General features: G+C 73.1%; 18 protein-coding genes and 1 pseudogene. 8 read left to right on the top strand and 11 right to left on the bottom strand.

From position 1 onward, the window contains the following. Window positions 1–3: 3 nt before the first annotated feature. From ACZ6JY_RS03560 to ACZ6JY_RS03550, 3 genes are all read right to left on the bottom strand, one after another. On the bottom strand, window positions 4–1,449 hold the full coding sequence (locus tag ACZ6JY_RS03560) for an MFS transporter (RefSeq protein ID WP_469191782.1): 1,446 nt from the start codon (window positions 1,447–1,449) through the stop codon (window positions 4–6). A gap of 127 nt (window positions 1,450–1,576) precedes the next feature. Further along, window positions 1,577–2,764 carry a lipid-transfer protein gene (locus tag ACZ6JY_RS03555; protein ID WP_469191780.1) on the bottom strand — a complete coding sequence of 396 codons (1,188 nt, stop codon included), beginning with the start codon at window positions 2,762–2,764 and terminating at the stop codon, window positions 1,577–1,579. 15 nt (window positions 2,765–2,779) lie between these two features. Beyond that, window positions 2,780–4,966, bottom strand: coding sequence for an acyl-CoA dehydrogenase (locus ACZ6JY_RS03550; RefSeq protein WP_469191778.1), 2,187 nt, complete (start codon window positions 4,964–4,966; stop codon window positions 2,780–2,782). Between the two features lie 255 nt (window positions 4,967–5,221). Here ACZ6JY_RS03550 and ACZ6JY_RS03545 point away from each other — a divergent pair, with 255 nt between their 5' ends. From ACZ6JY_RS03545 to ACZ6JY_RS03525, 5 genes are all read left to right on the top strand, one after another. Continuing rightward, window positions 5,222–6,961, top strand: coding sequence for an MFS transporter (locus ACZ6JY_RS03545; protein ID WP_469191776.1), 1,740 nt, complete (start codon window positions 5,222–5,224; stop codon window positions 6,959–6,961). 101 nt (window positions 6,962–7,062) lie between these two features. Continuing rightward, a complete protein-coding gene (locus ACZ6JY_RS03540; RefSeq protein ID WP_469191774.1) occupies window positions 7,063–7,722 on the top strand; it encodes a class I SAM-dependent methyltransferase in 660 nt (219 codons plus the stop codon). Window positions 7,723–7,744: 22 nt separating this feature from the next. Beyond that, window positions 7,745–8,764: an N-acetylmuramoyl-L-alanine amidase gene (locus tag ACZ6JY_RS03535; RefSeq protein ID WP_469191772.1), complete on the top strand. Its 1,020-nt coding sequence runs from the start codon at window positions 7,745–7,747 to the stop codon at window positions 8,762–8,764. Between the two features lie 181 nt (window positions 8,765–8,945). Then, window positions 8,946–9,815, top strand: a complete 870-nt coding sequence (locus ACZ6JY_RS03530) for a hypothetical protein (protein ID WP_469191770.1) — start codon at window positions 8,946–8,948, stop codon at window positions 9,813–9,815. A 115-nt stretch (window positions 9,816–9,930) separates the two neighbouring features. Next, the gene (locus ACZ6JY_RS03525) at window positions 9,931–10,941 is read left to right on the top strand and encodes an LLM class F420-dependent oxidoreductase (RefSeq protein WP_469191768.1); all 1,011 of its coding nucleotides are present in this window, start codon (window positions 9,931–9,933) and stop codon (window positions 10,939–10,941) included. A 12-nt stretch (window positions 10,942–10,953) separates the two neighbouring features. Here ACZ6JY_RS03525 and ACZ6JY_RS03520 read toward each other — a convergent pair whose 3' ends face one another. Beyond that, the gene (locus tag ACZ6JY_RS03520) at window positions 10,954–11,505 is read right to left on the bottom strand and encodes a hypothetical protein (RefSeq protein WP_469191766.1); all 552 of its coding nucleotides are present in this window, start codon (window positions 11,503–11,505) and stop codon (window positions 10,954–10,956) included. 116 nt (window positions 11,506–11,621) lie between these two features. Here ACZ6JY_RS03520 and ACZ6JY_RS03515 point away from each other — a divergent pair, with 116 nt between their 5' ends. Beyond that, window positions 11,622–11,915, top strand: a complete 294-nt coding sequence (locus ACZ6JY_RS03515; protein ID WP_469191764.1) for a hypothetical protein — start codon at window positions 11,622–11,624, stop codon at window positions 11,913–11,915. Between the two features lie 33 nt (window positions 11,916–11,948). Here ACZ6JY_RS03515 and ACZ6JY_RS03510 read toward each other — a convergent pair whose 3' ends face one another. From ACZ6JY_RS03510 to ACZ6JY_RS03500, 3 genes are read right to left on the bottom strand one after another with little or no spacing between them, the layout of a single operon-like run. Continuing rightward, window positions 11,949–13,031, bottom strand: a complete 1,083-nt coding sequence (locus ACZ6JY_RS03510; RefSeq protein WP_469191762.1) for a prenyltransferase/squalene oxidase repeat-containing protein — start codon at window positions 13,029–13,031, stop codon at window positions 11,949–11,951. Then, window positions 13,028–13,792, bottom strand: a complete 765-nt coding sequence (locus tag ACZ6JY_RS03505) for a class I SAM-dependent methyltransferase (protein ID WP_469191760.1) — start codon at window positions 13,790–13,792, stop codon at window positions 13,028–13,030. The genes ACZ6JY_RS03510 and ACZ6JY_RS03505 overlap by 4 nt, the downstream gene beginning before the upstream one ends. Next, window positions 13,792–15,156, bottom strand: coding sequence for a glycosyltransferase family 4 protein (locus tag ACZ6JY_RS03500; RefSeq protein ID WP_469191758.1), 1,365 nt, complete (start codon window positions 15,154–15,156; stop codon window positions 13,792–13,794). The genes ACZ6JY_RS03505 and ACZ6JY_RS03500 overlap by 1 nt, the downstream gene beginning before the upstream one ends. 229 nt (window positions 15,157–15,385) lie before the next feature. Here ACZ6JY_RS03500 and ACZ6JY_RS03495 point away from each other — a divergent pair, with 229 nt between their 5' ends. Next, window positions 15,386–16,006 (top strand): TetR family transcriptional regulator, encoded by a 621-nt coding sequence (locus ACZ6JY_RS03495; RefSeq protein ID WP_469191756.1) that lies wholly within the window; start codon window positions 15,386–15,388, stop codon window positions 16,004–16,006. A gap of 150 nt (window positions 16,007–16,156) precedes the next feature. Further along, on the top strand, window positions 16,157–16,765 hold the full coding sequence (locus ACZ6JY_RS03490) for a response regulator transcription factor (RefSeq protein WP_469191754.1): 609 nt from the start codon (window positions 16,157–16,159) through the stop codon (window positions 16,763–16,765). 234 nt (window positions 16,766–16,999) lie between these two features. Here ACZ6JY_RS03490 and ACZ6JY_RS03485 read toward each other — a convergent pair. The 4 genes and pseudogenes from ACZ6JY_RS03485 to lanKC form a co-directional block, all read right to left on the bottom strand. Beyond that, window positions 17,000–18,073, bottom strand: a pseudogene (locus ACZ6JY_RS03485) (ATP-binding cassette domain-containing protein); the annotation flags it as partial. A 395-nt stretch (window positions 18,074–18,468) separates the two neighbouring features. Continuing rightward, complete coding sequence (locus ACZ6JY_RS03480) at window positions 18,469–20,199, bottom strand: ABC transporter ATP-binding protein (protein ID WP_469191937.1); 1,731 nt, start codon at window positions 20,197–20,199, stop codon at window positions 18,469–18,471. A gap of 185 nt (window positions 20,200–20,384) precedes the next feature. Then, complete coding sequence (locus ACZ6JY_RS03475; protein ID WP_469191752.1) at window positions 20,385–20,507, bottom strand: SapB/AmfS family lanthipeptide; 123 nt, start codon at window positions 20,505–20,507, stop codon at window positions 20,385–20,387. Between the two features lie 44 nt (window positions 20,508–20,551). Then, window positions 20,552–23,263: a class III lanthionine synthetase LanKC gene (gene lanKC, locus ACZ6JY_RS03470; RefSeq protein ID WP_469191750.1), complete on the bottom strand. Its 2,712-nt coding sequence runs from the start codon at window positions 23,261–23,263 to the stop codon at window positions 20,552–20,554. Window positions 23,264–23,266: the final 3 nt, after the last annotated feature.

Here is a 23,266-nt window from a genome sequence, read left to right as displayed (position 1 = left end):
TCCTCAATCGCCGGACGGGCTCTTTGCCCTCGTTCCCGGCATCCATAGCAGGAGGACCACCACGCCTGCCAGGAGGATGCAGCCGCTGGTGCGGAATGCCATCGCGTAGCCGTCGGTCAGGGCCTGGGGGGACACCGATCCGTTCATCCGCGCCGCGGCCACGGTGGAGAGCACCGCGAGGCCGAGCGCGCCGCCCATCGTGCGGGACGTGTTGATCAGGCCGGAGACGAGGCCCGCGTCGCCCGGCGCCGCGCCCGACGTGGCGAGCGAGGCGAGCGGCGTCGTGGCGAGGCCCGCGCCGAACATCATCACGATGCCGGGCAGCATGATGGAGGTGACGTACGCGCCGTCGACCGTCATCGTCGACTGCCAGCCGAAGCCCGCTGCGGCCACGAGTATGCCGAGCACGGAGACGTTCTTCGGGCCGAGCACCGGCATCACGCGCGGCGCCAGCATCGAGCCCAGGACGATGGTCAGGGACGACGGGATGAGGGCGAGGCCCGCCTTCATCGGGGAGTAGCCGAGGACGTTCTGGGCGTACAGCGTCATGAACATCCACATGGCGAACATGCCGCCGCCGCAGACGAACATCGCGGCGTTCGCGGCCGACACCGACCGCACCTTGAACAGCTTCAGCGGCATCAGCGGCATCCGGGTGCGCGCCTCCACCACGAGGAACCCGCCGAGCAGTGCGAGCCCGACCGCCAGCGGCACCAGGGTCGCCGCCGCCGTCCAGCCCTTCTCCTCGGTCTGCACGATCCCGTACGCGAGGGTGGCGAGCCCGGCGGTGACGAGGACCGCGCCGGGCACGTCCAGGCGCCGGGCCTGTCCGGCCTTGCTCTCGGTGAGCCAGGCCATGCCCGCGACGATCACCAGGGCGCCGATCGGCACGTTGATGAGGAGCACCCAGCGCCAGGAGAGCAGGTCGGTGAGGACACCGCCGACCAGGCCGCCCGCCGCGCCGCCGCCCGCGCCCACGGCCGACCAGACGCCGATGGCCCGTATTCGCGCGGGGCCCTCGGGCACCGCGGAGGTGAGGATCGTCAGGGTCGAGGGCGCCAGGATCGCGGCACCGAGCCCCTGCACGGCCCGCGCCAGCAGGAGCTGCCACTCGGCCTGGGCGAGGCCGCCGCCGAGCGAGGCGACGGTGAAGAGGCCGAGCCCGAGGAGGAACATCCGCTTGCGCCCGAAGAGGTCGCCGGCCCGGCCGCCGAGCAGCATGAAGCCCGCGAAGGCGATGGAGTAGGCGTTGACCACCCATTGCAGGCCGATGGCGCTCATGCCGAGGTCGGACCGCATCGACGGCAGCGCGGTGTTGACCACGGAGACGTCGAGGACGACCAGGAACTGGCCCGCGCAGGCGGCGAGCAGCACCGCCCAGACCGGGACGGACTTCTTCGGCGGGGCGGCGGAATCGGTGCTGTAAGTGGTGGAGGGCGTCTGGACCATGACAGCCATCCTCTCAACCGCCCGACGGTCCGTGCATCGGGAATTCGCTCCACGGTCCTGGGTCGCTGGTCCTAGGTCTCACGGGCCCTTCGCCACAGCGACAGGGGGAGCGGCGCCACGGCCACCGTCACCGCCGCAGCATCGTCACCACCGCCGCCCCGCCGAGCCCGATGTTGTGCGCGAGGCCGGTCCGGGCGCCCGCCACCTGCCGGGCCCCCGCCCGGCCGCGGAGCTGCCCGACCAGTTCGGTGATCTGCGCCAGGCCGGTGGCGCCGAGCGGATGGCCCTTGGAGATGAGGCCGCCGGAGGGGTTCACGACCCAGCGCCCGCCGTACGTCGTGGCGCCGCTCTCGACGAGCTTGCCGGACTCCCCAGCCGCGCACATGCCGAGCGCCTCGTACGTCAGGAGCTCGTTGACGGAGAAGCAGTCGTGCAGCTCGACGACGTCCACGTCCTCGATGCCGAGGCCCGACCTCTCGTACACCTGGCGGGCCGCCTCCCGTGACATCGGCTGTCCGACGACGTCGATGCACGATCCCGAGGCGAAGGAGTCGCCGGTGTCGGTGGTCATGGCCTGGGCGACGATCTCCACGGCCCGGTCCGCCAGCCCGTGCCGCCGCACGAACCGTTCGGAGACGACGACGGCCGCGGCCGAGCCGTCCGACGTCGGCGAGCACTGGAGCTTGGTGAGCGGCCGGTGGACGGTCCTTGCGGCGAGGATCTCGTCGACGGTGTACGCGTCCTGGAACTGCGCGTACGGGTTGGCCACCGAGTGCCGGTGGTTCTTGGCGCCGACGGCCGCGAGCTGCGCCTCGGTCGTGCCGTACCTCTCCATGTGCTCGCGGGCCGCGTTCCCGAAGATCTGCGCGGTCGGCGGGGTCGCCTCGAAGCCGTGGCGGGCGGCCATGACGCCGTAGTGGCGGGCGACGGGTGACGTCGCGAAAGCGCCTCCGTCGCTGCCGCCGCCCAGGGCGCCGCGCGTCATCTTCTCGAAGCCGAGCGCGAGCACGCAGTCGCTGAGACCGCCCTCGACGAACTGCCGCGCCATCATCAGGGCGGTCGCACCCGTCGCGCAGTTGTTGTTGACGTTGTAGACGGGCACACCGGTCAGACCCAGCTCGTAGGCGGCGCGCTGCCCGGCGGTCGATGGCTGGAAGCAGTAGCCCACGGGGACCTGCTCGACCTGGTCGTACGAGACCCCGGCGTCCTCCAGGGCCTTGGTCCCGGCCTCCTTCGCCATGTCCCAGTACTGCCAGTCACGCGTCTCGGGCTTCTCGAACCTGGTCATGCCGACACCGACGACGTAGCTCTTCATCAGGCACGTACTCCTTCAGTCACGGGGCAGGCCGAGAATCCGCTCGGCGACGACGTTGAGCTGGACCTGGGTGGTGCCGCCCGCGATGGTCAGGCAGCGGGACATCAGGAAGCCGTGCAGCGCCCGCTCCCCCGCCCCTTCGCGCACCGCGCCCGCCTCGCCGAGCAGTTCGAGGGCAAGCTCGGCGACCTTCTGCTGGTGCGGGGTCTGGATGAGTTTGCGTACGGAGGCGCCCGCGCCCGGCTCGGCGCCCGCGACCTGCTGGAGGGTGGTGCGCAGCGTGACGCAGGCGAGGGCGTGCGCCTCCGCCGCGAGGGCGCCGATACGGGCGCGGCGCGCGTCGTCGAGGCCGGCGGCGCGCGCGATGAGCGCTTCGAGGCCGGTGTCGAAGGTGAGCTGGTCGGCCATGTGGACGCGTTCGTTGCCGAGCGTGTCGCGGGCCACGCGCCAGCCGTCGTCGACCTGCCCGACGACCGCGTCCTCGGGCAGGAGGACGTCGTCGAAGTACACCTCGTTGAAGAGGGAGTCCCCGGTGATCTCCTTGAGGGGCCTGATGTCGATGCCGCCCCCGCCGTCCCGCGCCGCGCCCGCCTTCATGTCGACGACGAAGTACGTGAGCCCCTTGTGCTTCGGGGCCGCCGGGTCCGTCCGGGCCAGGAGGATGCCGTAGTCGGCCCACTGGGCGGCGCTCGTCCACACCTTCTGGCCGTTGACGCGCCACCCCGCCTCGGTCCGCTCGGCCCGGGTGCGCAGCGACGCCAGGTCGGAGCCCGCCTCCGGCTCGCTGAAGAGCTGGCACCAGAGCAGCTCGCCCCGGAGCGTGGGCCCGAGGAAGCGCTCCCGCTGCCGCTCCGTCCCGTACGCGATGAGCGAGGGCACCACCCATGTGGCGATGCCCAGCTCGCTGAGCGTGATCCCGGCGGCCCGCAGCTCCTCCTGCACGGCGAGCTGCTGGACGGGGCCCGCGCCGAGGCCGTACGGGACCGGCAGGTGCGGGGCCGCGTACCCGGTGGGGGCCAGGGCCTTGCGCGCCGCGGCGGGGTCGAGGCCGCGGGCCCGGTCGATCACCTCGCGGGCCTGCTCCCGGTACGCCGCCGCCTCCTCGGGCAGCTCAAGGCGCAGCTCCCTGCGGGCGCCGGCCTCGGCGAGCCGCACGGCCCGCAGCCGGTGCGCGTCGCCCGCGCCGATGAGCTGCCGGGCCACGACGGCCCTGCGCAGGTGGAGGTGGGCGTCGTGCTCCCAGGTGAAGCCGGTGCCGCCGAGGATCTGTACGCAGTCCTTGGCGCAGGAGTACGCGGCGTCCAGGGCCGTGGCCGCGGCGAGCGCCGCCGTCAGGCCGCGGGCGTCGTCCGGCAGGCCCCGCTCACCGGCGGCGCGGGCCGCGTCCCAGGTCAGGGCGGTGGCCTGCTCGACGCGGAGCAGCATGTCGGCGCAGAGGTGCTTGACGCCCTGGAACTGCCCGATGGGCCGCCCGAACTGCTCGCGCACCTTGGCGTGTCCGGCGGCGATGCGCAGCGTCCGGGCGGCCGTGCCGCAGGCGTCGGCGGCGAGCACGACGGCCGCGAGGTCGCGCACGGCCGCGGAGCCGACGGCGAGCACCCGGCCCGCGGGGACGTGCACCGCCCGCGCGGTCACTTCGGCGGTGGGCCGCGTCGGATCGGCGCTGTCGTGGACGCGTACGGTCAGCGCCGCCGCGTCGACGGCGAGCCACAGCGGGCCCGACGCGGAGGCGGCGGTCAGGATCAGCAGGTCGGCCTCGCCGCCGGAGAGCACGGGCGGGGCCGTGCCGTCCAGGAGGTGGCCGTCGGCCGCGGGGACGGCGGTGAGCGTGCCCGCGCCGAGGGCGACGGCCCCGACGCGGGTGCCGTCCGCCAGCTCGGCGGCGAGCTCCCGGGCGCCCGCCCTGCGCAGCACCTCGGCGGCGAGACAGCTCGCCAGGAAGGGGCCGGGGAACGCGGCCGTCGCCGCCTCTTCGAGGACGACGGCGAGGTCGACGAGGTCCCCGCCCGAGCCGCCGCACTCCTCGGGCAGGTGGACGCCGAGCAGCCCCTGCCGCGCCAGGCCGTCCCAGTGGGCGGGCCTGCCGCCGCCGGAGGGGGCGTCGAGCAGCTCGCGTATCTCCTCGGGGGGCACGGACCGCGCGATCCAGCCGCGCACCGCTGTCGCCAACTCCCGCTGTTCCCGTGTGATTCCGATCCCCATGCGCATCTCCGCCGGTAGCAGCTGCCGGGACGGCGACAGAGTAGAACACGTTCCAATCTGACGGAAGGTCAGACGCGGGGCGCCTTCCAGCGGGGGGCCGGCATGTTGATGTCCCGGTTAACAACGGGTCAAGAGTTCCCCTCGTACGACATCCGTCGGAATAGTCGCCCCGGGTGACAGGTTCGAGCTACACGTAACCAGCCGAGCCACATCTCTGTGCCGAGCTCCCCACGCGCCCTTCGGAGGCCCCACGCAATGTCGATGACGACCCAACCACGCGGCATACGCGGAGTCGTCCCCGTACTCGCCTTCTCCGGCATCGTCGTCGCGGTGATGCAGACCCTGCTCGTGCCGGTGATCAAGGACCTGCCGGCCCTGCTCGACACCGCGCCCTCGAACGCCACCTGGGTCATGACCTCGACCCTGCTCGCGGGCGCCGTCTCCACCCCGATCATGGGCCGTCTCGGAGATCTCTTCGGCAAGCGGAAGATGCTGCTCTCCAGCCTCGCCGTGATGGTCGTCGGCTCGCTGGTCTGCGGTTTCACCGATGACTTGCTGATCATGATCGTGGGCCGCGCGCTCCAGGGCTTCGCCATGGGCGCCATTCCGCTCGGCATCGGCCTGATGCGGGACGAGCTGCCCCGCGAGAAGCTCGGCTCGGCGATGGCCCTGATGAGCTCCTCCATCGGTGTCGGCGGCGGTCTCGCGCTGCCGCTCGCCGCGCTCACCGCACAGCACGCCGACTGGCACGCGCTGTTCTTCGGCGCCGCGGGCCTCGGCGTCCTCGCGATGCTGCTGACCCTGGCCTTCGTGCCGGAGAGCCCCATGCGCGCCCAGGGCACCTTCGACGTGCTCGGCGCGCTCGGCCTCTCCGCGGGGCTCGTGCTGTTCCTGCTGCCGATCACCAAGGGCAGTGACTGGGGCTGGTCGTCGGGCACCACGCTCGGCCTCTTCGCCGCCGCCGCCGTCGTGCTCGTCCTGTGGGGCGTGATGGAGCTGCGCATGAAGGCGCCGCTGGTGGACCTGCGCACCACGGCCCGCCGCTCGGTGCTCTTCACCAACCTGGCCTCGATCATGGTCGGCGTCGCCTTCTACGCCGTCTCGCTCGTCCTGCCCCAGCTGCTCCAGCTGCCGTCCTCGACCGGCTACGGCCTCGGCCAGTCGATGGTCGTCGCGGGGCTGTGCGTGATGCCGCTCGGCCTGACGATGATGTTCACGGCCCCCGTCTACGCCCGCCTGTCGGCGAAGTACGGCCCCAAGACCACCCTCATCCTCGGCATGCTGATCATCGCGATCGGCTACGGCGCCGGCCTCGGCCTGATGAGCGCCGCCTGGCAGACGATCATCATCGCGGTGGTCCTCGGCGCGGGCATCGGCCTCGCCTACTCCTCGCTGCCCGCGCTCATCATCGGCTCGGTCGACGCCTCGGAGACGGGCGCGGCCAACGGCCTGAACACCCTGATGCGCTCGATCGGCACCTCCGTCTCCAGCGCCGTGATCGGCATGGTCCTCGCCAACACCGCGAACCACGTCGGCGGCGTCGCCGTGCCCACCATGCACGGCTTCCGGGTCTCGTTCCTGATCGCCACGGGCGCGGTCGTCATCGGCCTGGTCTTCGCCCTGCTGCTGCCCTCCGCGCGCCGCCCCGCCACGACGCAGCTGCGCGCGAGCAGCGAGGAGGACGCCAACCTGGAGCGCGCGACCAAGGCCCTGGCCGGCTTCCACGGCCGGGTGCACGGCCCGGACGGCGCGCCGCTGGCCCGCGCCAAGGTGACGCTGATCGACCGCCGCGGCAGGCAGGCGGGCGCCGCCCTCACCGACACCGAGGGTCGCTACGCCCTGGACGTGCCCGGCGACGGCTCCTACGTCCTCGCCGCCACCGCGTCGGGACACGCGCCGCGCGCCTCGGCCGCCGCGCACCGGGGCGACGAGCGTCCCGTACGGGTCGACCTGGCTCTGGCGGGCCCGTCCGACGACAGCGACGTACCGGCCTGACCTCCGCTCTTCCCACGGCACCCCGGCACCCCCGTCACCCGCGTGACGGGGGTCCCGGGCATCATGGGGCGCCCACACCCCCGTACGACATGGAGGAGCCCATGGCCGAGACGGCCGCCGTGCCCGAGCCGGAGATCCTCGCCGCCTTCGAGGCCGCCAAGGGCTTCATGCCGCGTGAGGAGGGGCTCGCGCTGTACGCGGCCGCGACGGAGGCCGCCGCGCTCGGCCTGCCGCTCCTGGAGGTCGGCACCTACTGCGGGCGCTCCACGATCCTGCTCGCCGACGCCGCCCGCCGGGCCGGGGTGAGCGCGGTCACCGTGGACCACCACCGCGGCAGCGAGGAGCAGCAGCCCGGCTGGGAGTACCACGACCCGGGGACGGTGGACCCGGAGGTCGGCCTGATGGACACGCTGCCCGCCTTCCGCCGCACCCTGCACAAGGCGGGCCTTGAGGAGCACGTGATCGCCGTGGTGGGCCGTTCCCCGCAGGTGGCCAAGGTCTGGGGCGGCGCGCTCGGCCTGGTCTTCATCGACGGCGGCCACACGGACGAGCACGCCACGGCCGACTACGAGGGCTGGGCCCCGCACGTGGCCGACGGCGGGCTGCTCGTCATCCACGACGTCTTCCCCGACCCTGTCGACATCATGACCGGGCAGGCTCCCTACCGCGTGTATCTCAGGGCCCTGGAGTCCGGGGCGTTCACCGAGGTCGCGGGGGTCGACTCGTTGCGCGTGCTGCGGCGAACGGGAGCGGGGACCTGACCTCGCCGATAGGCTCGCCCTCGTGTCGTACGTAGGTCCGGAATTCGATCCCTCCCCGCCCCCCAAGCGCGGCATCGGCCGCCCGCTGACGGTGGCGGTGGCCGCACTTGTGCCCACCTGCCTGGCCGGGTGGCTCGTCCACCAGGCGACGAGCGGCCCCGACGGCGGTGGTCCCGCGCGGTCGCTGCCGGCCTCGCCGAGCGCCACCGCCGGGCAGAACACCCCCTTCGAGCCCGCCTCTCCCACGCCTTCGAAGTCCGACAAGGACGACAAAGGCGACAAGAAGGACGGGGACGGCAAGGGCGACGGCAAGGGTGACGGCAACGATTCGAGTACGAAGCCGCCCGCGGGCCGTCCCGCCGCGAACGGCCCCCTCAAGGGGAAGACGGTCGTCATCGACCCCGGCCACAACGCGGGCAACTTCCGTCACCCGACGGAGATCAACCGCAAGGTGGACATCGGGACGAACAGCAAGGAGTGCGACACCACCGGTACGTCGACCAACGACGGTTACACGGAGGCCGAGTTCACCCTGGACCTCTCCCACCGGCTGCGCACCCTGCTCCAGAAGCAGGGCGCCACGGTGAAGTTGACCCAGGACGGTGACCGGCCCTGGGGCCCCTGCGTCGACGAGCGTGCCCGGATCGGCAACAAGGCCGGGGCCGACGCGGTGGTCTCCGTCCACGCCGACGGCTCCGGGGCGGGCAACCGCGGCTACCACGTGATCATGCCCGGCAAGGTGAAGTCGGGCTCCGCCGACACCTCCGCGATCGTGGCCCCCTCCAAGGAGTTGGGCGAGCGCATCGCCGGAAAGTTCGTCGAGGTCACCGGCAGCGCCCCCTCCAACTACATCGGCGGCGGCACCGGACTCGACACCCGCACGGACCTCGGCGGCCTCAATCTCTCCACCGTCCCCAAGGTGTTCGTCGAGTGCGGCAACATGCGGGACGCGAAGGACTCGGCGCTCCTGAAGAGCGGCGCGTGGCGGCAGAAGGCGGCGCAGGGGATCTCGGAGGGGATCGAGGGGTTCCTGCGGGGGTGAGGCGTGAACGTCTTCCTTCCGTAATGTGGACGTCTTTATCCCGAGCAGACACCCCGCACGTCCGGACGATATTGTCCTCCTACGATGAGGGGCCACCCCCGCGCTTCACGCCCCGCGACACGACCGCGACCATGGCGACAGCGACGCCTCCACTGACGAGACGACTGACGAAGGACCTGAAGTGAATTTCCGCTCCCTCACTCGAGGCGACGGCGTGGTGATCGGAGCAGCGGTGTTGCTCTTCATCGCGTCGTTCCTCGACACCCTTGACGCCGACGGCGGCGACAACGACAAGCTGCCGAACGCCTGGGAAAACGGCAACCTCCTGCTCAGCGTGTACCTGCTCGGCATCATCGCCGCCGTGCTCATCGTCGTGGGCCGTGCGCTGCCGCAGCAGCGCAAGGTGGCGGGCCTGGACCTCGGTCAGGTCGGTGTCGCCTTCGCCATCGCCTCCGCCTGGAGCTCGCTCGGCGCGATCTTCGACGTCGACCAGTCCTACGGCTTCCTCTTCGTGGCCTTCGGCGGCGGCCGCAGCGAGACGCCCGACGCCGGTATCGGCCTCATCCTCGGTCTGATCGGCGCGCTGGTGCTGGCCGCCGGCGCGATCGCCGGTCTGGTCGTCCCCGCCCTCAAGGCCCCGCTCATGGGCGCCCCCCGTCCGGCCGCCCCGGGCCCCTACGGCGGTCAGCCGCAGGGTGGCTACGGCTACCCGGGCGCCGGCGCGGGCCAGCCGCAGCCGGGCTCGCCCTACGGCGCCCAGCCGGGTCAGCCGCAGGGCGGTCCGTCCTTCGGCGGCCAGCCGCAGCCGCAGGCCGGGCAGACCCCGCCGCCCGCGCAGGCGCAGCCCGCGGGGGACTTCTCGCCGTTCTGGTTCGCCGTGCCGGTGCCGCGTCCGCTGTACGCGGAGGACGGCTCGCCCACGCCGATCGCCGAACTGGCGCCCGGCACCTGGTACTTGGCCGTCGAGCAGCGCGGCCCCGGCCTGGTGGCCCAGACGCAGGACGGCCGTCGCGGCGTCCTTCAGGACACCACGGGGATTCAGCGCGGCTGATCCGCCCCCGGCATCTCGCGGCCCCTCGCCCTTCCGGGCGGGGGGCCGTTGTCGTACAGTCGGCCCGATCGCCATCTGACATGCCGTCAGCTCAGTTCGCCGACCGGGAGGGCGTATGCGGCTCGGGCTCGCACTCGGCTACTGGGGGCGCGGACCCGACCCCGGCCACCTCGCCCTCGCCCAGGAGGCCGAGCGGCTCGGCTACGACTCGGTGTGGACCGCCGAGGCCTGGGGCTCGGACGCCTTCACGCCGCTGACCTGGATCGCCGCGCACACCTCACGGATCGGGCTCGGCACGGCCGTCGCGCAGATGGCGGCCCGCTCCCCCACCGCCACCGCCATGCACGCGCTCACCCTGGACCACCTCTCCGGCGGCCGGATGCGGCTCGGCCTCGGCCTGTCGGGGCCGCAGGTGGTCGAGGGCTGGTACGGGCGGCCCTTCCCGAAGTCGCCGCTCACCGCGACCCGGGAGTACGTCGAGGTGATCCGCCAGGTGCTGCGCCGCGAGGGCCCGGTGGAGCTGCGGGGCCGCTTCCACTCCCACCCCTACGCGGGCGACGACGGCACCGGCCTCGGCAAGGCGCTCAAGCCGATCACCCATCCGCTCCGGGACGACCTGCCGGTCCTGCTGGGCGCGGAGGGGCCGAGGAACATCGAGCAGACCACACGGATCGCGGACGGCTGGCTGCCGCTGTACTGGTCGCCGCTGCGCACGGACGTGTACGAGGCCTCCCTCGCCGGAGTGCGGGACGGCTTCACGATCGCCCCGATGGCCCGCGCGAAGGTGTGCGACGACGTCGCCGAAGGCCTGCTTCCCGTCAAGGCGATGCTGGGCTTCTACATCGGCGGCATGGGGCACGCCGCCCGCAACTTCCACGCCGGTCTCATGGCCCGCATGGGGTACGAGGAAGAGGCCAGGCGCATCCAGGAGCTGTTCCTCGCGGGCCGCAAGGAGGAGGCCGTCCTCGCCGTGCCGGACGCCTTCGCCGACGAGATCTCCCTGGTCGGGCCGCGCGCACGCATCGCCGAACGCCTCGAAGCGTGGCGCGGGGGCCCGGTCACCGACCTCCTGGTCCTCGCCCCCGACCCGCACACCCTGCGGGTCCTGGCCGAGCTGAACTCGTAGCGGGTCCGGCGGTCAGCCGTTGCCGAGTTCACCGGCCGACGGCACCTTGTCCTTGACCTCGGCGCCCGCCTCCTTGCCCGCGCCCTTCACGGAGTTGATCACGCCGTCGAAGTCCTTCACGATCGAGTCCGTCGAGTCGCCCTTGCGGAGCTTGGACGGCAGGTCCTTCAGCTTCTCGATGCTCTCGGACAGCGGCGCCACGGCCTTGGAGAGCGTCGGGTCGCCCTTCGCGTTCTTCGTCGCGGCCTTCAGCCTGTTGTACGTGAAGGCGCCCGCGAGGCCCGCCTTGACCAGGGCGAACTTGCGGCCGTCCGCGCCCTTCTTGAACTTGCCCGCGCGCCACGGCTTCACGATCCACTGGTACGTGGCTCCCGCGGCGAGCCCCGCGTTGGCGACGAAGCGGGTCTTGGCGAACTTCTGCTTCTCGGCGCTGCTGCTGGTGGACGGCGCCGACGCCTCGGTTTCCTTGTCGTCGTTGTTGCCACAGGCCGTCGCTCCCACGAGCAGAGTGCAGCACAGAGTGAGTGAGACCCCGGCACGACGGACGGGTACGGAGCTGAGCACGGCAGCGGCCTCCAGAGGTGAGCGGTCCTCCGGGCAGCCTCACCCCGGCCGCCGGGCGCCGCCACTCGGCGGGCCCGTACGGGTTTCGACGGGTCCTCCGCAGGTACTCGGTTGTCATGTCCCCAGTGCGACGCTCACGTGGCAGCACCGCAGCGAACATCATCATGGTCATCGCGGACGTCATGGCCCTCATCCTCGGGCTGTGGATCCTGATGTACCTCCTGGACGCCAACCGCGCGAACGAGCTCGTCCAGTTCATCCATGACGCGGCCCGTTTCCTCGCCGGCTGGTCCCATGACCTGTTCACCTTCGACGAGACCTGGGCCAGGGTCGTCGCGGGCTACGGCCTCGCGGCGGTCGTGTACCTGCTCATCGGACACGCGCTCGCGGGCCGCCTGCGCCGCTACTGAACCACCGGCGCTGCCGCTACTGAACCCCCGGTGCTACGGAGTGCTCCCGCAGCACTCCGGGGCCAGGCCGCTCGGCAGCCGCTCCCCCGAGAAGACCGCGCAGGTCGGCTCGTCGCCGCCGAGCGCCGCCACCGCGAGGAGCAGGGAGCCCGCCGTCCAGGTGGTCAGTTCCTCGGGCCAGCGGGCCCGGTCGTCGAAGACGTAGCCCGTCCAGTACAGGCCGCTCTCCGGGTCGCGCAGATGCTGGATGGACTGGAGGATCTCCAGGGCCCGGTCGGACTCGCCGAGGACCCACAGGGCGAGGGCGAGTTCGGCGCTCTCGCCGCCGGTCACCCAGGGGTTCGGCACCACGCAGCGCACGCCGAGCCCGGGCACCACGAAGCGGTCCCAGCCCTCCTCGATCCGCGCCTTGGCCGCCGCGCCGGTAAGCGCGCCGCCCAGGACCGGGTAGTACCAGTCCATGGAGTAGCGGTCCTTGTCGAGGAAGCGCTCGGGGTGGCTGCGGATCGCGTGGGCGAGCGCGCCGGCCGCGAGCTCCCAGTCGGGCTGCGGCTCCTCGCGCTGCTCGGCGATGGCGAGGGCGCAGCGCAGCGCCTGGTGGATCGAGGACGAGCCGGTGAGCAGGGCGTCCGTGACGGGTGTGCCGTCCGCCTCCCGCTTCCAGCCGATCTGCCCGCCGGGCTGCTGGAGCGCGAGGACGAACTCGACGGCGGCGACCACCGCGGGCCACATGCGGTCGATGAACGCCTCGTCGCCGGTGGCGAGGTAGTGGTGCCAGACGCCGACGGCGAGGTAGGCGCAGAAGTTGGTCTCCCGGCCGCGGTCGGTGACGTCGTGCGGGTCGCCGTCGGCGTACGCCGCGTACCAGGAGCCGTCGGGGTTCTGGTGCCTGGCGAGCCAGTCGTAGGCGCGCTCGGCAGCCGCGTGTTCGCCCGCCGCGTCGAGCGCCATGGCGGCCTCGGTGTGGTCCCACGGGTCGAGGTGGTGTCCGCGGAACCAGGGGATGGCCCCGTCCTCGCGCTGGACGCCGAGGATGCCGCGTACCGTCGCCATCGCCTGATCGGCCGTCAGGACGCCGGGCAGGATGAGGTGTTCGGTCCGCTCCGGGCTCGTCACTTGGTGTCCGCCGCGGCGTCGGCGGAGGTGCCGGCGGAGACCTTCGGGAGGTGCGGCTTGGTCGCGTACGCCACGAAGCTCTTGCCGACGACGGGGTTGAGGAGCTGCTCGGCGACGCGGGTGGCCAGCGGCTTCTTCATGATGTCCCAGACGAGCAGCTTGTGGTAGGCGCGCACGGGCAGCGCCTTGTCGTTGTCGACGCCGAACGCGCACTTCAGCCACCAGTACGGCGAGTGCAGCGCGTGGGCGTGGTGGGTGCCGTACGGCTTGAGGCCCGCCTCGCGCATCCTGTCGAGGAGTTCGTCGGCCTTGTAGATGCGGATGTGGCCGCCCTCGACCTCGTGGTAGGCGTCGCTGAGCGTCCAGCAGACCTTCTCGGGGCCGTAGCGCGGGACGGTGACGGCGATGCGGCCGCCGGGCTTGAGCACCCGCACCATCTCGGCGAGCACACCCTTGTCGTCGGGGATGTGCTCCATGACCTCGGAGATGATCACGACATCGAACGAGGCGTCGGGGAAGGGCAGGTTGAGCGCGTCGCCCTCCATCGCGGTGGCCGTGGCCCCCGCGGGCGCCTCGCCCTCCTCCTTCATCGCGGCGAACCACTTGGCGACCTCGCGGATCTCCTCGCCGTTCTGGTCGAGGGCCACCACCCGCGCCCCGCGCCGGTAGCACTCGAAGGCGTGCCGGCCCGCGCCGCAGCCCAGGTCGAGCACGCGGTCGCCCGCGGCGAGCGGGAAGCGGGTGAAGTCGACGGTCAGCATCAGCGATGGCTCCCGGAGTACGTCGCGGTGGCCGCGGGGCGGCCGGGGTTCGTGGCGGCGGAGCGCCGCATGGCCTCGCGGTAGCGCTCCGCCGTTCCCTTGGCGGCCTGCGCCCAGGTGAATTTCCGCAGCACCCGCTCGCGGCCCGCCCGGCCGAGGCGGGCCCGCAGCTCGGGGTCGCCCAGCAGCCGGTTCAGGCCGACGGCGAGGGCGTCCGCGTCGCCGGGCGGCACCGCGAGGCAGGTCTCGCCGTCGGGGCCCGCGACCTCGGGGATCGCGCCGCCGGTGGTCGCGAGCAGCGGTGTGCCGGTCGCCATGGCCTCCGCCGCGGGGAGGGAGAACCCCTCGTACAGCGAGGGCACGCAGGCGATCTGTGCCGAGCGGACGAGGTCGACGAGTTCGGCGTCGGTGATGCCCTTGACGAACTCGACGCGGCCTTCGAGGCCGTGGCGCTCGATGGCCTGGGCGACGGGGCCGTCCTCGGCGCGCCTGCCGACGACGACGAGGTGGGCGCCGGGGTGTTCGGTGCGCGTCTTGGCGAGCGCTTCGACGAGGTGGACCAGGCCCTTGAGCGGGACGTCGGCGCTGGAGGTCGTCACGATGCGGCCCGGCACCTCGGGCACGGCGGGGTCGGGCGAGAAGAGGCTGGTGTCGGCGCCGATGTGGACGACGTCGATGCGGTCCTCGCGGACGCCGAGGTGGTCGATGATCTCCCGGCGCGAGGTGCCGGAGACGGTCACGACGGAGGGCAGGCGCCGCGCCACGCGCTTCTGCATGCGGGTGAAGGCGTACCAGCGGCGGACGGAGAGGCGGCGCTTGAAGTCGGGCGCGGCGTCCAGTTCGAGCTGCCGGTCGACGGTGATGGGGTGGTGGATCGTGGTGACGAGCGGCGCGCCCAGGTCGCCCAGGAGGCCGTAGCCGAGGGTCTGGTTGTCGTGCACGACGTCGAAGTCGCCGCGCCGGGCGCGCAGGTGGCGCCGGGCCCGCAGGCTGAAGGTGGCGGGCTCGGGGAAGCCGCCGGTCCACATGGTCGCCACTTCGAGGGCGTCGACCCAGTCGCGGTACTCGTCGCGCTTGGGGGTGCGGAAGGGGTCGGGCGAGCGGTAGAGGTCGAGGCTCGGCAGTTCGGTGAGGCTCAGGTTCTCCAGGCCCGGGCCCTCGTCGAGGACCGCGTAGGGCTGGGCGCCGATCACTTCGACGCTGTGGCCGAGCCGCGCCAGCTCGCGTGAGAGGTGGCGTACGTAGACGCCCTGTCCCCCGCAGAACGGGTTCCCCTTGTACGTGAGGAGAGCGATGCGCAGCGGTCGGTCGCCGTCGGCGTCGGAGCCCTTGCGGGGGCCCGCTTCCATGGCCTCAGCGGTCACTCTCGGCCCCCTTCTCCGTGCAGTTGTCCGCGAGATTACGCCGGGACGGTAATCTAGAACAAGTTACAGACTTGTTCGTTGGATGATCGTTGAATGATCGCTGACCGAGCTCTGAATCTACCGGCAGGTAGGCAAGGGTGTAGGGCCCGGATCAGGTGATTCGCGCCACGACCTGCTCCCTGCCATGCTGTGCGATCTCGCGAGGCGTTTTCCGGAGGGGGGCACCCACATGACAGCGGAAGCCAGAGCGGCGGACCCCGCGGCGCCGCCCCTGACAGAGCGCCAGGAGGCGCGCCGCCGCCGCATCCTGCACGCCAGCGCCCAGCTGGCCGGCCGGGGCGGCTTCGACGCGGTGCAGATGCGCGAGGTCGCCGAGGCCGCGGGCGTCGCCCTTGGCACGCTGTACCGCTACTTCCCCTCCAAGGTCCATCTGCTGGTCGCCACCATGCAGGACCAGCTCCAGCACATGCACGGCACGCTCAGGAAGCGGCCGCCGGCCGGGGAGACGCCCGCCGAGCGCGTCGCCGAGACCCTGATGCGGGCCTTCCGGGCGCTCCAGCGCGAGCCGCACCTTGCGGACGCGATGGTGCGGGCCCTGACTTTCGCCGACCGGTCCGTCAGCCCGGAGGTCGACACGGTCTCCCGGCTCACCACGGCGATCATCCTGGACGCGATGGGCCTGCCGGAGCCGCCGAGCGCGCGGCAGCTCTCGGCCGTGCGGGTGATCGAGCACACCTGGCACTCCGCGCTGATCACCTGGCTCTCGGGGCGGGCCTCGATCGCCCAGGTGAAGATCGACATCGAGACGGTCTGCCGGCTCATCGACCTGACGGCCGAACCTCAGGCGTAACCGGCTCAGGGGGCGCACTGCCGTACCGCAAATGCGCCCCTTCTCCTCCCCTTGGCCAGTTCTCTGCGTCACGGCGGGGGTACTCACCGCTATGAATGGTCTGCGTCATTGAACCGCGCAACCGTAGCGAGGAGCTGGAGGAGCAAGAGCGTGATCCGGGTCCTTCTCGTGCACGACGCCTGTCTACTGCGATTGGCTCTGGCGGAGCAGCTCGCCCGTGAGCCGGATCTGGAGGTGTTCCATGCGCCGTGGTCCCAAGCCCGCGGCCGATTACGCACCGTACGACCCGACCTGTGCATCGTGGATCTCGACGACGAACCGACGCACGCGCCGATCTCGCTGGACGAACTCACCGGGCCATCGGCGCACGGCAGGGGCTGTCGGGTCCTGGTGCTCACCACGGCCGACCGGCCCGGGCAACTGCGGAGGGCGGTGGAGGCGGAGGCACTGGGTTATGTGAACAAGGCGAGCGTTTTCGAGCGGCTGCTCACCGGGATAAGGGACGTGGCGGTGGGCCGGCGGTTCGTGGACGACACCCTCGGCTTCGGCTTCCTCAAGGCCGCGCAGATGCCGCTCACCCGGCGGGAGCTGAGCGTCCTATCCCTCGCCGCCAGGGGTGCCTCGGTCGCCGAGATCGCCCGCAACCTCCACCTGTCCAACGGCACGGTGCGTAACTACATGGCCGCCATAACCCGCAAGACCGGGGCGCGGAACAGGATCGACGCGATACGGATATCGCAGGGGGAAGGGTGGGTCTGAGGTCTCACCAGGGGTAGCGGCGCCGTTGAGGTCCCGGTAGAGGGGGGAGAGGCCGAGGAGCTCCTCGTGCCGCCCGCACAGGGCGTGCGCGCCGTCCATCACCAGGACGCGCCCGGCCCTGCGGGCCGAGCTGACGCGGTGGGCGATCACCACGAGAGTGCCGCCCGGGCGGGCCGCGAAGGCCCGCTCGGCGCGGGCCTCCGCCACCGGGTCGAGATGGCAGGTGGCCTCGTCGAGGATCACCAGCGGGGCGTACGAGAGGAAGGCGCGGGTCAGCGCGATCAACTGCCGCTCCCCCGCCGAGAGTTCACCGGGGGCGACCGCGGCGCCGGGGCCGCCGAGCCGTTCGACCAGGGCGGCCGAGCCGATGGCGTCGGCGGCGGCGAGCAGCTCCGGGTCGGGCACCGGGTCCGGCCGGAGCTGGCTGAGGTTGTCGCGGAGCGTCCCGGAGAACACGTACGCCTCCTGCGGGATCAGGACGCGCCGCCGCACCGCCTCCTTGCCGGACACCGGAAGCCCCTCGACGCGTACCTCCCCCGAGTCGGGGCGGAGCAGTCCGGCGATGATTCCGGCCAGCGTGGATTTGCCGATTCCGCTGGGTCCGACGACGGCGAGGTGCTCGCCGCGGGCGACTCCGAGGGACAGGTCGCGCAGGACGGGCTCGGCGTGGGGCCCGTAGGCGAAGGTGACGGAGGAGAGCCGGACGGCCGGCGCTTCCTTGTCCTCGGGGGCCGCCGGGGCCACGGGTCCGGCCTCCTCTTCGGGCGGTGGGTCCCACGTCAGGCGGCGCAGCACGATCGCCAGGCGCGCCCCGCTCGCGCCCAGGCCGTGGACCAGGTTGTGCAGGGCGGGCAGCAGGGCCTGGGTGACGTAGGCGAGGGCTCCGACCAGGGCGCCCGGGGACACCCCGCGGTCCAGGAGCCAGGGGGCGGTGGCGAGGAGCAGCACCAGCGGGAGCTGGCCGCCGGTCGCGAGGGCGGCCGTGCGCAGGACGCCCCAGCGGGCGAGGTCGCGGGCCGCCGCGTACTCCGTGGCGACGGCGCGCCCCAGGCTCTCGGCGACGTCCCGCTCGGCGCCCGCGGCGGCGACGTCCCGCAGCCCCGGGCACACCACCCCCAGTTCGGCGGCGATGGCCTCGTCGGCGATGAGGAACCGCTCCTGGCGGCGGGCGAGCGGGCGCAGCGAGGCCACGAACAGGCCGATGCCCGCGAGGAGCGGCGGCGCGACCACGAGGAGCAGGAGCGGGTCCAGGGAGAAGAGTCCGGCCAGGGCCCCTGCCGCGGTGAAGACGAAGGAGCGGGAGACCATGACCAGGCCGGCGAAGGTGTCCCTGGCGATCTCCACCTGCTGGGTGAGCCGGGAGACCGCGGCCCCGTCCGCGTCCCGCAGCCCCCGGCCGACGACCTGCCGCACCAGCGAGTCCCGCAGCGGCTCCACGAGCCCGGCGATGGCGCGGAACACCCGGCCCGTCCCGTAAGCGGCCACGGCCACGCCGAGCGCCGCCGCGCCGAGCCAGCCGAGGCCGGTCGCCCCGTCCCCCGCGAGGAACCCGTCGTCCAGGGCGCGGGCGAGGGCGTATCCGGTGAGGAAGGTCTGCCCGGTCTCAAGCACCGACCAGGCCATGAGCCGCAGGACCACCGGCCACCTGCGCCACAGGAAGCGGACTCCCCTGCGGTAGGGGCCGCGCGGCGCCTGGGGCGGCCTCACGCGCCGAACACCTCCCGGTACTCCGGCAGTTCCCACAGCTCGGCATGGGTGCCCACCGCCCGTATCCGGCCGCCGTCCAGCCAGGCCACGCGGTCCGCGCGGGCCGCCGTCGCCGCGCGGTGGGCGATGATCAGGCGGCTGCGGCGCGGGGTGGGGCTGAGCAGGGCCTCGGCGATGTGGTGTTCGGTGACCGTGTCGAGGCTGGACATCGCGTCGTCCAGGATCAGCAGCCGCCCGCCGCGCGCGAACGCCCGTGCCAGGCCCAGGCGTTGCCTCTCGCCGCCGGAGAGCGGCGCCTCCGCACAGGGCGTGGCGTAGCCGTCGGGCAGGCGGGTGATGAACGTGTCGGCGCGGGCGGCGCGGGCGGCCTCGCGGACGCGGGGCGGGGCCGGGCGCGGGGCGCCGAAGCCGATGGTGTCCTCCAGGGTCACGCCGAGCAGCGCGGGCCGCTCGAAGGCGTGGCCCACCTCGCGGCGCAGCTCCTGCCTGGTGAGCGAGCGCAGCGGTACGCCGTCCAGGAGCACGTCCCCGGCGTCGGGGTCGGCGAGGCGTCCCGCGACCGCGGCGAGCAGGGACTTGCCGGCGCCGGAGCGGCCGACCACGGCGAGCGTGGTGCCCGCGGGGACCGTCAGGTCGACGCCGTCGAGCACGTCGCGTCCGCCGCGGGCCGCGTGGACGCCGCGCAGCTCCAGATGGCCGCCGCCGGGCGGGAGTTCGGCGGTTCCGTACTCGGTGGGGGGCCGCGCCAGTACCTCGCAGAGGCGCCGGGCCGCCGCTCGGGCGCGCACGAGGCCGCCGAGCTGTCCGACGAGCATGCCGATGCCGGTGGCGAGCGCCGCGTACCGGGACGCGGCGAGGAGGTCGCCCACCGTGATGCGCTCGGCGAGCAGCAGCCGTCCGGCCACCGCGACGACCGCGATCTGGAGCAGCGGCGCGACCGCGACGGCCTGCGCCTGGGAGCGGCCCTGGACGTGCCACATGCGGTGGCCGTGGCGGGAGAGTTCGGGCAGCGACGCGAGGACGCGTGCCGCCTCCTTGTCCTCGGTGTGCGCCGCCGCGATGGTGCGCGCGCCGCCGATCGCCTCGCCGAGGCGGCCCGCGATGTCGCCCTGGACCTGCTGGTAGCGGGCCACGCAGTCGGAGGAGACGCGGACGAACGACCGCAGGAGCAGGACCAGTACGGGCGCCCCGACGAGGAACACCACGGCGAGCCAGCCGTCGATCAGGGCCAGCGCCACGACGGCGCCGACGGGGGTGACGAGGGCGGCGAGGACGGCGGCGGCCGTGGCGGGCGCGATGCCCGCGTGCGCGGCGTTGTCGATGAGGCGCGCCACCAGGTCGCCGTGGGCGAAGCGGGCGGTGGCGCGGGGGCCGACGGCGAGCACATGGCGTACGACACGGCCGCGCAGCCAGGCCGTGGTGCGGGCGTCGGTGGTTCCGGTGAGGACGCCGTCGAGGGCGTCGAGGAGGGCGATCGCGCCGATCAGCGCCGCGCACACGAGGACCCAGCGGGTGGCGTCGGCGGAACCGTGGCCGGTGGCGTGGCCGGTGAGGACGGCGTCCAGGGCGCGGCCGATCGCGAGCGGCAGGAGCAGCCCGGCGCCCGCGCCCGCCACGGCGCACAGCGCGAGGACGGCGCAGCGGGCGGCGCTGTACCGGGTCGCCGCGCGCAACAGGGCGGTGTCGGCGGGGGGTTGTCGGTGCGGACGGGGGATGGTCGTCGCCATGCGGTCCGGGTCCTCGTCGTCCTGGTCGTCCTCGTCGTCCCGTCCGGCCTCGTGTCGCTCGGCGTCCGGGGCGTTCTCGGCGTTCGTACGGCCTGCGCCCCTGTGGCCGCGGGTGGGCCCGGGCGGGTCCCTCGCGGGTGCCGCCCGGGCCTTCATTGCCGTGCCGCGTCAGGCGCGGGCAGGCGTCACAGACAGAGAGCGACGCTCGCGGTGCTCCAGCACAGGAGGAGGCTCAGCGCGCTGCCGCCGCCACCGCCGCCGCCGGTCATCTCGTCGGACTCCATGCTCTGAAGGTCGAGAAGTGCCATTGTTCTTCCCTTTCACTGGGGACGTGGTGCTCTGAAGGGTTGTGTCACGACCCCGCGCGATGGCGGGACCGGCTCTGGGGCCGCGGTCGCGGCAGGAAGGGGACGTGCGCCCGGCCGTCGCCGAGCGCGGAGGCGAGCGCGAGGAGACAGCCCGCCGTCCCGGTGTTCAGGTCCATGGAGAGCCGCAGCATCTGGTTGCCGGGGAAGGCAAGCCGGCCCGCGTACGACATGGCGAACCAGCCGAGCGCCGAGACCTGCGCGGCGATCTCCTCGGGGGTGATGCCGGGCGTGGTGCTGCGCCGGAGGTGCAGGAGGAGTCCCGCGCGCCCCTGGTAGAGGCCCGGCTGTACGCAGAACCGTGAGCGCGCGGCGGCCAGGATGGCAGGACGTGCCGCCTCGAAGGCGGCGTTGTCACGGTGGGCGAGGTAGTCGTCGACGACCATGCCGATGCCCACGCTGCCGTCACCGAGGTAGGGCATGGTGCGCCAGCCCTCGTTGACGGCGAGGCTGCCGTCCTGCTGGGTCACGCACTGGGCGAGGTCCGCGCTCAGCGCCCGCTCGGCCAGGTCGAGGAGGCCGGGGTCGCCGTGCCGCTCGTACAGCCGCAGGAAGAGCAGCGCGGGCCCGGTGGAGCCGCGCAACAGCCCGGCCCTGCGCCGTCCCTTCGCCGGGGCGTCGGCGGTGAGCCGCTCGCCGAGCAGCTCGGCGGCGCGCAGGGCGTGGCGGGCCAGATCGCTCTCTCCGGTGGTCTCCGCGAGGGAGTCGAGGGCGAGGCCGAGGCCGGCGAGGCCGCCGTACAGGTCGGAGGGGAGCCGCTGCCAGTTCTCCTGGAGGACGAGTTCGGTGAGGTCGAGGGCGCGCGTGCGGTGGCCGAGCCGGTCGAGTACGTGGGCGATGCCCGCGAGCCCGTCGTGGAGGCCGAGGGGCGTGCCGGACGGGGCCGGTGCGGTGTGGTCGAGCAGCCAGCGCTCGCCCTCCTCGTACCGTTCGGCGCCGCTCTCGGCGAGAGCGAACAGCACCCCGGCCGCACCGTGCGCCAGCCCGAGCCCGCCGCCCTCACCGAACTGCGCGATGTCCCCGGGAAAGAGCCGGTCGTCACGCTCGGGCGTGGCCGAGGCAAGAATGGCCCCGACCATGGAGTCCCGGCTGTACGGCCAGTCGGCGGGGTCGACGAACGACGACACGGCAGGCGTCGCGGCGGCCGCGGGCATCGTGGCGCCGGCCCTGCCCCCCCTGTGGGTGCCCCCCTCTCGGGCTCCCTGGGCTCCCGTTTTCAGGGCCGACGCCCGCTCTTGGGCGCTGTTCGCCGCCGGTTCGCTCCGCTCGATCTCCGTCACCGCGTCGGCGAGGAACTCGGCGGGGACGTCGGGGAACTCGGCCGCGATGACCTTCGCGAGGTGCGCGGCCTTGCCCCGGTCGACGGCGAGCAGCGAAGTGATCGGCAGGAAGAGCGCGAGCCGCAGGCAGGCGAGGGCGTAGCGGTCGACGCCGGTGCCGGTGCGGTCCCGCGGCGCGACGAAGCCGGGGTGGGCGACGACCTGGCGGCCCGCCTCGCCCACGGTGGTCGCCGCCTCGAAGTCGAGGAGGGAGACGGACTTCTCGTCGGGCGCGACCATGATGTTGAACAGATGCAGGTCGTTGAAGACGACGCCCCTGCCGTGCACGGCGTCGACGGCCTCCTCCACGGCGCGGTACATCCGCAGCGCCCACTCCGTGTACTCGGCGACGGCGGCGGCGTCCGGTGCGCTGGTGCACAGCGGGTGCCGGTGCGCGAAGAAGGAGTTGAGGGTGGTGCCCTCAAGGAAGTCCATGACGAGGAACCGGTGGTCGCCGACGAGGAACCAGTCGCGGACCTCGGGGGCGACGCCGAGCCCGGAGAGCTTCTCCAGGGCGTCCCGCTCGCGTTCGAGGCGGGCCACGGCGTCGGCGCCGTCGGCGGCGAGACCCGCGTGCGGACGGCCCTCCTTGAGGACGACCTTGCGGCCGTCACGGGTGTCGGTGCCCGCGTAGACCCCGCCGCCGTTGGAGAAGTGCAGTGCCTTCTCGATGCGGTACGGGAGGTCGGTGACGGTCGTCGTGTTGCGCGCGTCGAGCTGCGGCTTGAGGAAGCCGGGCAGCGTCACCCACTCGGGGACCTTGAAGGCCGGGTCCCGCGAGTCGGGGACGAGCTGCCCCCGGTCGTCCTCGACGGCGGGCACGAGCGTGCCCGTGCCGTTGTCGCACAAGCGCCGCGTGAAGGCGCCGTATCTGACGTACAGCGGCCCTTGTTCCCAGCGCAGGTCGGTGAGGATGTACGGCCCCTCGAACCCTTCGAGCAGCTTGCCCAGGCCGTGCAGGAGCTCCTGGAGCTGCCGCTCGTCGGCCGGGTAGACCGTGGCGAACTTGCCGCTGCCGTCCCGGGCCGCGTACTTGCTGTTGCGCAGGTGCAGCAGCGTGGGGGCGGGCACGAACTTGAAGGGCACGCCCTGTTCCAGGCAGTGGTCCCGGACGATGGCGGCGACGTCGTCGGCGTTGGCGAGGGTCGCCGATACGTGGATCTTCCAGCCCTGCGCGGGCATGGGCCGCGGCGTCCCTTCGGCATCGAGCGGGGTCAGCGAGAGCCAGTCGCCGACGCGTCCGGCGCGCCAGCCGTCGGGGACGGGGCGTCGCGCGGCCTCGAACAGGGTGGCGGCGGTGCCGCCCTCGGACGGCAACCGGTCCGGGGTCTCGTAGAAGTGCCTGTCGGCCAGACAGTAGACCTCGTACCGCTTGTCCATTCC

Source organism: Streptomyces sp. NPDC046335 (assembly GCF_055587985.1).
This window is presented reverse-complemented; position numbering and strand designations above follow the sequence as displayed.